This window comes from Streptomyces sp. NPDC002790, from assembly GCF_040295505.1.
Lineage (GTDB): Bacteria > Actinomycetota > Actinomycetes > Streptomycetales > Streptomycetaceae > Streptomyces.
Map to the genome: position 1 here is coordinate 76,216 of NZ_JBEOVM010000021.1, position 9,239 is coordinate 85,454.

6 protein-coding genes are annotated in these 9,239 nt (G+C 70.5%); 1 reads left to right on the plus strand and 5 read right to left on the minus strand.

The genetic code is table 11. The annotated features are described in order from the left end of the window. Positions 1-8: 8 nt before the first annotated feature. The 5 genes from ABT004_RS13395 to ABT004_RS13415 all read right to left on the minus strand — a co-directional run bounded on the left by ABT004_RS13395 (position 9) and on the right by ABT004_RS13415 (position 5,240). Positions 9-1,595, minus strand: coding sequence for a Na+/H+ antiporter (locus tag ABT004_RS13395; RefSeq protein WP_351335256.1), 1,587 nt, complete (start codon positions 1,593-1,595; stop codon positions 9-11). 111 nt (positions 1,596-1,706) lie between these two features. Continuing rightward, positions 1,707-2,201, minus strand: a complete 495-nt coding sequence (locus ABT004_RS13400) for a GNAT family N-acetyltransferase (protein ID WP_351335259.1) — start codon at positions 2,199-2,201, stop codon at positions 1,707-1,709. Then, complete coding sequence (locus tag ABT004_RS13405; protein ID WP_351335261.1) at positions 2,198-3,139, minus strand: RluA family pseudouridine synthase; 942 nt, start codon at positions 3,137-3,139, stop codon at positions 2,198-2,200. The genes ABT004_RS13400 and ABT004_RS13405 overlap by 4 nt, the downstream gene beginning before the upstream one ends. Positions 3,140-3,220: 81 nt before the next feature. Next, a complete protein-coding gene (gene lspA, locus ABT004_RS13410; RefSeq protein ID WP_351335263.1) occupies positions 3,221-3,814 on the minus strand; it encodes a signal peptidase II in 594 nt (197 codons plus the stop codon). A 115-nt stretch (positions 3,815-3,929) separates the two neighbouring features. Then, positions 3,930-5,240, minus strand: a complete 1,311-nt coding sequence (locus ABT004_RS13415; RefSeq protein ID WP_351335264.1) for a TraR/DksA C4-type zinc finger protein — start codon at positions 5,238-5,240, stop codon at positions 3,930-3,932. Positions 5,241-5,866: 626 nt separating this feature from the next. On the opposite strand from ABT004_RS13415, the gene ileS reads away from it, so the two are divergent. After that, complete coding sequence (gene ileS / locus ABT004_RS13420; protein ID WP_351335267.1) at positions 5,867-9,013, plus strand: isoleucine--tRNA ligase; 3,147 nt, start codon at positions 5,867-5,869, stop codon at positions 9,011-9,013. Positions 9,014-9,239 lie beyond the last annotated feature (226 nt).

Below are 9,239 nucleotides of genomic sequence, written 5' to 3' on the forward strand. Positions count from 1 at the left end.
GCCTGTCCCTAACGCAAACTGCGCACATCCAGTTTCCTGAGCACCCGGTCGACCACCTCCGGGTCGGCGCCCGCCTCGCTGCGGGCCGCGAGGACCTCGTGCCGGGCCGCCGACATCATCTCCGCCTGGATCCGGCGGACCCGCTTGATCCGGTCCATCCGCTTGGTCTGCTTCTCGCGCCGTTCGTCCGCGCCGATCTCCGGGTTGATGCGCAGGCCGATGTCGAACGCGCGGCGCAGCATTTGCTCCTGCACCTCGTCCGGCAGCTCCTCGACCTCCTCAATCTCCTTGAACCGCCGCTTCGCGGCCTTCGCGGCCCGCACCGCGAGCTGCCGCTCGAACTCCCGCTCGGCGGTGTCGTCGCTGCGCACCCCGAGCTTGCGCACCAGCCACGGCAGGCTCAGGCCCTGCAGCACCAGGGTCGCCATGATCACCCCGAACGCGAGGAAGACGAGCTCGTCCCGGTGCGGGAAGGGGGAACCGTCGTCCATCGTGAACGGAATGGCGAGGGCCAGGGCCACCGAGGCCACGCCGCGCATTCCGGCCCACCACATGACGACCGTCTCGCGCCAGCTCACCGGGATGTCCTCGTCGACATCGCGCCGCATGTGCATCCGCCGTGTCACCCACGTCATCGGCAACAGCCACAACAGCCGTACGACGATGACGACCCCGACGACCGCGGCCGCCCAGCCGAACATCTCGCCCCAGCGCCCCTCCGCGGTCCTGACGACGTTGTGCACCTCCAGGCCGATGAGGCCGAACGCGACGCCCGTGACGAGGGTGTCCACGACGTCCCAGAAGGCCCGCCCGGTGAGCCTTGTGAGCACGTCGTCGGCGTCGAAGGCGTGCTCGGCCAGGAACATGGCCGTGGTCAGGACCGCGAGCACGCCCGAACCCTTGAGCTCCTCGGCGAGTACGTACGAGGCGTAGGGGATCAGGAGCGTGAGGCCGATCTGGAGGGTGGCGTCGCCGAGATAGCCGATGAGCTTGTTGGCGATCCAGCCGAGCGCCCAGCCGACCGCGATGGCCACGACCGCCGACAGGACGAGTTCCAGCGCCGCGCGCGGCAGCGAGAAGCTGCCGCTGACGGCTGCGGCGATCGCGACGTGGTAGAGCACGATCGCGGTCACGTCGTTGAACAGGCCCTCGCCCTCCAGGATCGACACCATGCGCCGGGGCAGGCCGAGTTGGCCCGCGACGGCGGTCGCGGCGACCGGGTCGGGCGGCGCCACCAGGGCGCCGAGCGCGACGGCCGCGGCGACCGGCAGGCCCGGCACGATGGCATCGGCGACGTAGGCGACCGCGGCCGTGGTGACGAAGACCAGGGCGACGGCGAGCAGGAAGATCGGCCGTTTATTGGCCGCGAACTGGCGCCAGGACGTGCGGTGCACGGCCGCGTAGAGCAGCGGTGGCAGCACGAGCGGGAGGATGAGGTCCGGGTTGATATCGACATTCGGCACCGCCTGGATCAGCGCCAGGGCGATGCCGAGCAGGGTCATCAGGACCGGGGACGGCAGGCCGAGCCGGTCACCGAGGGGGACGGTCAGCACGGCCCCGAGCAACAGCACGAACAGCAGGGCCAATTGATCCACCGGGGACTCCGACCAGACTCGACGATCATGTGCGTTCCGGCCTCAAGAGTGCCACGCACCTCAGATCAAACCGGTCTTATCGGGTCCCGGGACCGCGATGCCGCGACGGCCTTACGGTGCCGCTGCCCTGCCGATCGCCTTCCGCATCGCGCGGTGGTCGATCCCGGCGTCGAGGAACTCTGGCCCGTACGCGACGTAGCCCAGGCGCTCGTAGAACCCCAGCGCGTGCGTCTGCGCGTGCAGGTCCACGGCGGCGAGCCCGCGCGCGCGGGCCGCGTCCTCGATGGCCCGCACCAGCGCGGCGCCGACACCGAGGCCGCGCGCCGCCTTCGTCACGGCGAGGCGCCCGAGAGCGCCGACGTCCTTCGCCCCGCCGTTCTTCACGGCGGCGGCCTCGCCCGTCAGCAGCCGGCCGGTGCCGAGCGGCTCCCCGTCCTGCCGGACGGCCAGGACGTGCACGGCCCCGGCGTCGTACGCGTCGTACTCGATGTCCTCGGGCACGCGCTGCTCGACGACGAAGACCTCCTTGCGGACGGCGAAACAGGCCTGCCGGTCCGCCTCGTCCTCGGCGACGCGCGTCACGTACGCGGGAAGGGCGGCGCTCATGCGCTCTCGGCCCTGACGCGGTCCAGGGCCGTCTGCAGATCTTCCGGGTAGGAGCTCTCGAACTCGACCCACCGGCCGTCCGCCGGGTGCTCGAAGCCGAGCCGCACCGCGTGCAGCCACTGCCGCGTGAGACCGAGCCGCTTGGCGATCGTGGGGTCCGCGCCGTACGTCAGGTCGCCGACGCACGGGTGCCGGTGCGCCGACATGTGGACGCGGATCTGGTGGGTGCGCCCCGTCTCCAGCTTGATGTCCAGGAGCGAGGCGGCACGGAAGGCCTCGATGAGGTCGTAGTGCGTGACGGAGGGCTTGCCCTCGGCGGTCACGGCCCACTTGTAGTCGTGGTTCGGGTGGCGCCCGATCGGGGCGTCGATGGTGCCACTCATGGGGTCGGGGTGGCCCTGCACCAGCGCGTGGTAGCGCTTGTCCGGGACGCGCTCCTTGAACTGGCGCTTCAGCGAGGTGTACGCCCGCTCCGACTTGGCGACGGCCATCAGCCCCGACGTGCCCACGTCGAGCCGGTGCACGATGCCCTGGCGCTCGGCGGCGCCTGACGTCGAGATCCGGTACCCGGCGGCGGCGAGGCCACCGATCACCGTCGTCCCCGTCCAGCCGGGGCTGGGGTGGGCGGCGACCCCCACGGGCTTCATGATCACGACAATGTCGTCGTCGTCGTGCACGATCTCCATGCCCTCGACGGGCTCGGCGACGATCTGCACGGGAGCGGGTGCCTGCGGCATCTCCACTTCCATCCAGGCGCCGCCGTGCACCCGCTCGGACTTGCCCACGACCGAGCCGTCCACCGCGACCTTCCCGGCGGCGGCGAGCTCGGCGGCCTTGGTGCGGGAGAAACCGAACATGCGGGAGATGGCGGCGTCTACGCGCTCGCCCTCCAGGCCTTCGGGTACGGGCAGGGTGCGGACCTCGGGAATCGTGCTCACGCATCGAGTATGCAGGAGCCCACCGACACTCCCGCACACGAGCCCCGTGACCTGGGCGTTTGCCGGACCTCCGAGGAGGCCTCAGTCTTTGTGCACGGAGCCGTCGGGGTCGATCCCGCGGAAGGACAGCACCACGATCAGGATGCCGCCGCACACGATCGCCGAGTCGGCGAGGTTGAAGACCGGGTAGTGCGCCGGCGCGATGAAGTCGACCACGGCGCCCTCGAAGACACCCGGCGCGCGGAAGATCCGGTCCGTGAGGTTGCCGAGTGCCCCGCCGAGCAGCAGGCCGAGGGCGATCGCCCAGGGCGTGCTGTAGAGCTTCTTCGCCAGCCGCGCGATGACCACGATCACCGCGGCCGCGATCAGCGTGAAGACGATCGTGAACGCCTCGCCGATGCCCCAGGCCGCACCCGGGTTCCTGATCACCTCGAGCTGCAACCAGTCACCGATGATGTGGACGGCGTCGCGGTGCTCGAGCTCCGCCACCACGATCAGCTTGCTGCCCAGGTCCAGGATGTACGCGAGTACGGCCACGGCGAACAGCACGGCGATCCGCCGCCTGCCCTTGGGCCGGTCCTGGACCTGCTCGTCGACCTCAGCGGGCCGCTCGGGCTCGGCTGCCCCCGCCTCCGGGGAATCCGGCGTACCGATGATGCGCTCCGCCTCTGCCACGTGAGTCCCTCAACCTAGTACCTGACTGAGGACGAGAGTACGTCACGCGGGCCCGCGCCCCCATGGGCCGGGGCCCCTGTTCGGCGCGGGCGCGGCGGTCGATCAGTACTGGCGCTCAGTACCGGCGCTCCTGCTTCTGCTTGCACTCGACGCAGAGGGTCGCGCGCGGGAACGCCTGCATGCGCGCCTTGCCGATCGGGTTCCCGCAGTTCTCGCAGACCCCGTAAGTCCCCGCGTCGAGACGCTCCAGCGCCCGCTCGGTCTGCTCCAGCATCTCCCGCGCGTTGGCCGCGAGCGACATCTCGTGCTCGCGGGTGATGTTCTTGGTGCCGGTGTCGGCGTCGTCGTCGCCGGCCCCGTCACCGGAGTCGCGCATCAGCCCCGCGAGGCCCTCCTCGGCGGTGGCGATCTCGCTCCCGAGCCGCAGCACCTCGGTCTGCAGCTCGGTGCGCGCCTCCTCTGCCTCCTCCGGGGTCCAGGGATCCTCGCCCGGACGGACGGCCAGCTCACCGGGTTCGGCGGTGCCGCGCGCCTTGGGAACCGCGCCCGACTTCTTGGTCGCCGTGGCCGTGCCCTGAGTCTTCTTCGCAACCACTGTCGTGGCTCCCGTCGTCTTCGCGGCCTCGGCCGCGTCCTCGGCCGCGGAGGCGACCGTCTTCTTCGCGCCCTTGCGCCTGACGCCGTTCTTCTCTTCCGCAACGGTCCCCGCGCCCTCGGCAGAGGGCTCCGCCGCTTTCCCCTCCGCCTTGGCCGCGACCTTCTTCCCGGCCCCCGCCTTCTTGACTCCCCCGGCCACCGCTTCCCCCACGCCTGCCTTCTTGGCCGCCGCTTTCGTAGCGACGACCTTCTCCGGCACCGCCTTCGCGGCCCCACCCTTCGTGGACTCCGCCTTCGAAGCCGCGCCCTCCGTGGACCCAGCCTTCGTAGCCGCGGCCTTCGCCCGTACCGCCTTCGAAGCCGCGCCCTTCTCGGGCACCGCCTTCGAAGCCGACGCCTTTTTGGCAACGACCTTCTTTGCCGCCGTCTTCCCGGCAGCGTCCTCACCGTGCGCCGCCTTCCCAGCAGGGCCCTTCACGGGCCCCGCCTTCCCAGCAGGACCCTCCTCGGACGCCGCCTTCCCAGCAGGGCCCTTCTCGGGCGCCACCTTCCCGGCAGCGCCCTCCTCGGAGGTCGCCTTCGCAGCCGCGCCCTTCTTGGGGTCCGCCTTCGTGGACCCGGCCTTCTTCGTAGGCTCCTTCTCGCCGGTCGCGCTCTTGGGCGCGGCCTTCTTCTTGCCGGTCGGCGTCTCCTTCGCGCGAGCCGAAGCCTTCGCTCCAGCCGCCGCCGAACCCTTGGCCCCGCCGGAGGCGCTGACGCCACCCGAGGCCGCCGCGCCCGTTCTTCTCCCGGACTCCGACTGCTGAACGGCGGTCTTCTTCGCCACCATGGTCGCGGCCCCTTCACAATTTGTGATCTTGCTCGCGAATCGTGCTGGGACGATAAATCGACTCCAGGCCCGCGGCAACGGGGCGCACCACAGAACCCGGCCCCGTGCGACGGTCTCGTGACCGACCCGCGACGAACCTGCAAGCGTTGTGCCCAGCTCCCCGCTTGGTAATCCGCCGGTCCCCCGTCCACCTCCGGCCCGCCCGGTGACCGGCCGGGATCGGACAGCCGGCGTATGGCCATTCGGGTCACCGGACGCACCCGCACCCCACCCGCCGGCCCCCCGCTAAAACCGGTCGGCCGCGACCTCCCCGGCGCCGTACACTGGGCGGAGCGAAAAGCGTGGATGGGGCCGAGTAGCGGCGTACGCAGCCAAGAGCGAACCGGGGACGGTGGAAGCCCGGTGGCGAGCGCGACGCGAAGATCACCCCGGAGCCGCCGGAAGAACGCCGCAGCGCACAGCCAGCGGCTGGTAGACCCGGCATCGCGACCCCAATGAGGGGGCTCACCGGAGCGCACCACGCCCCGGCGGGCCAAGGAGGGTGGTACCGCGGGAGCGCGCCGCACACGGCGCAGCAGCCTCTCGTCCCTCCGACGGAAGAAGGCAGATCCGCCGGAGGAAGACTGATGACGCAGTACCGCCAGGTGCCCGCCCAGGTCGACCTGCCCGCCCTCGAGCACGCCGTGCTCGACTTCTGGGACGAGCAGAAGATCTTCGCCAAGACCCTGGAGCAGTCCGAGGGACGCCCCGAGTGGGTGTTCTACGAGGGCCCGCCCACGGCCAACGGCATGCCGGGCGCCCACCACATCGAGGCCCGCGTCTTCAAGGACGTGTTCCCCCGGTTCCGCACGATGCGCGGCTACCACGTGGCCCGCAAGGCGGGCTGGGACTGCCACGGCCTCCCGGTGGAGCTGGCGGTCGAGAAGGAGCTCGGCTTCAGCGGCAAGAAGGACATCGAGGCGTACGGCATCGCCGAGTTCAACGCCAAGTGCCGCGAGTCCGTGACCCGGCACACCGACGCCTTCTCCGACCTGACGACCCGCATGGGTTACTGGGTGGACCTCGACGACGCGTACCGGACGATGAACCCGGAGTACGTCGACTCGGTCTGGTGGTCGCTGAAGGAGATCTTCGACAAGGGCCTCCTGGTCCAGGACCACCGCGTCGCCCCCTGGTGCCCGCGCTGCGGCACCGGTCTGTCGGACCACGAGCTGGCCCAGGGCTACGAGACGGTCGTGGACCCCTCGGTCTATGTCCGCTTCCCCCTCACCTCCGGTCCGCTGGCGGGCCGGGCCGCGCTCCTGATCTGGACGACGACCCCGTGGACCCTGGTGTCCAACACGGCGGTCGCCGCCCACCCCGACGTGACGTACGTCGTCGTCACCAATGGCGAGGAGAACCTGGTCGTCGCCGAGCCGCTCGTCGAGAAGTCGCTCGGCGAGGGCTGGGAGACGACCGGCGAGTCCTTCACCGGCGCCGAGATGGAGCGTTGGAAGTACCAACGCCCGTTCGACCTGGTGGAGTTCCCGGCCGACGCGGGCGAGGCGCACTACGTCGTCAACGCCGAGTACGTGACGACCGAGGACGGTACGGGTCTGGTCCACCAGTCCCCCGCCTTCGGTGAGGACGACCTCAAGGTCTGCCGCTCGTACGGCATGCCGGTCGTCAACCCGGTCCGCCCCGACGGCACCTTCGAGGAGGACCTGGACCTCGTAGGCGGCGTCTTCTTTAAGAAGGCCGACGAACAGCTGACCGAGGACCTTCAGAACCGCGGTCTGCTCTTCAAGCACATCCCGTACGAGCACAGCTACCCGCACTGCTGGCGCTGCCACACGGCGCTGCTCTACTACGCGCAGCCGTCCTGGTACATCCGCACCACGGCCGTCAAGGACCGTCTCCTCCAGGAGAACGAGAAGACCAACTGGTTCCCGGACACCGTCAAGCACGGCCGCTTCGGCGACTGGCTGAACAACAACATCGACTGGGCGCTGTCCCGCAACCGCTACTGGGGCACCCCGCTGCCGATCTGGCGCTGTGAGGAGAACCACCTCACCTGCGTCGGCTCGCGCGAGGAGCTCACGCGGCTGACCGGCACGGACCAGTCGGAGCTCGACCCGCACCGCCCGTACATCGACGACGTCACGTTCACCTGCACCCACGAGGGCTGCTCCCTCGAAGCGGTGCGCGTGCCCGAGGTCATCGACGCCTGGTACGACTCGGGCTCCATGCCGTTCGCGCAGTGGGGCTACCCGTACAAGAACAAGGAACTGTTCGAGTCCCGCTACCCGGCGCAGTTCATCTCCGAGGCCATCGACCAGACGCGCGGCTGGTTCTACACGCTGATGGCGATCGGCACCCTGGTCTTCGACAAGTCGTCGTACGAGAACGTGGTGTGCCTCGGCCACATCCTCGCCGAGGACGGCCGCAAGATGTCCAAGCACCTGGGCAACACGCTGGACCCGATCCCGCTGATGGACCGGCACGGCGCGGACGCGGTGCGCTGGTTCATGGCGGCCGGCGGCTCCCCGTGGGCGGCCCGGCGCGTCGGCCACGGCACCATCCAGGAGGTCGTCCGCAAGACGCTCCTCACGTACTGGAACACGGTCGCCTTCCAGGCCCTGTACGCGCGTACGTCGGGATGGGCGCCGAGCGAGGCGGACCCGGCTCCGGCCGACCGCACGGTGCTCGACCGCTGGCTGCTGTCCGAGCTGCACCAGCTCACGGCCGAGGTCACCACGTCCTTGGAGGCGTACGACACCCAGCGCGCCGGCAAGCTGCTCTCGGCGTTCGTCGACGACCTGTCCAACTGGTACGTGCGTCGCTCGCGCCGCCGCTTCTGGCAGGGCGACAAGGCCGCGCTGCGCACCCTGCACGACGTCGTGGTGACGATCACTCAGCTGATGGCGCCGCTCACGCCGTTCATCGCGGAGCGTGTGTGGCAGGACCTGGTCGTGCCGGTCACCCCGGACGCCCCGGAGTCGGTCCACCTGTCCTCGTGGCCGGAGGCCGACACGTCGGCGATCGACCCGACCCTGTCCACGCAGATGGCGCTGGTCCGCCGGCTCGTGGAGCTCGGTCGCGCCACGCGCGCGGAGTCGGGGGTCAAGACCCGCCAGCCGCTCTCGCGCGCGCTGGTCGCCGCGGCGGGCTTCGCCGGTCTCTCCCCCGAGCTCCAGGCCCAGATCACGGAGGAGCTGAACGTCTCCTCGCTGGCCTCGCTCTCGGACGTCGGCGGCAGCCTGGTGGACACGACCGCCAAGGCGAACTTCCGGGCGCTCGGCAAGCGGTTCGGCAAGCGCGTCCAGGAGGTGGCGAAGGCGGTCGCGAACGCGGACGCCGCGGCGCTGTCCCTGGCGCTGCGCGAGGGCAATGCCTCGGTGGAGGTCGACGGCGAGAAGATCGACCTCGCCCCGGATGAGGTCATCATCACGGAGACGCCGCGCGAGGGCTGGTCCGTGGCCTCGGACTCCGGCGCCACGGTGGCGCTCGACCTGGAGCTCACGGAGGAGCTGCGGCAGGCGGGCCTGGCCCGTGACGCGATCCGCCTGATCCAGGAGGCCCGCAAGAACAGCGGCCTGGACGTCGCGGACCGGATCGCCCTGTGCTGGACGTCCACGGATCCGGCGGTGATCTCGGCGCTGTCCGAGCACGCGGGTCTGATCGCCGACGAGGTCCTGGCGACGGGCTTCGCCCAGTCCGAGCCTGATGCCTCCTACGGTGACCCGTTCACCGACGAGGGCCTGAGCCTGACCTTCAGCCTCCGCAAGGCGTAGCCCCACCGGCGTCGCACCCCGGGGGCTCCGCCCCCGGACACCCGGTCCTCAATCGCCGGACGGGCTTGATTGACAAGCTCGCCCGCCATCTCAAGTCCGGCTGGGCAAATGAAGCCCCGCCGGCGATTGAGGCGCGGGGTCCGGGGCAGAGCCCCGAGGCCGGAGGACGGGCGACCGGAACAGTCCACACCCCCAAGGGGCGGTTGGCCAGAAACGTTTTTCTGGC

Bases quoted from the DNA above. Each gene is read 5' to 3' on its own strand.
- ABT004_RS13400 (WP_351335259.1), bottom strand. From the start codon at position 2,201: ATGAGCGCCGCCCTTCCCGCGTACGTGACGCGCGTCGCCGAGGACGAG.
- ABT004_RS13415 (WP_351335264.1), bottom strand. From the start codon at position 5,240: ATGGTGGCGAAGAAGACCGCCGTTCAGCAGTCGGAGTCCGGGAGAAGA.
- ileS (WP_351335267.1), top strand. From the start codon at position 5,867: ATGACGCAGTACCGCCAGGTGCCCGCCCAGGTCGACCTGCCCGCCCTC.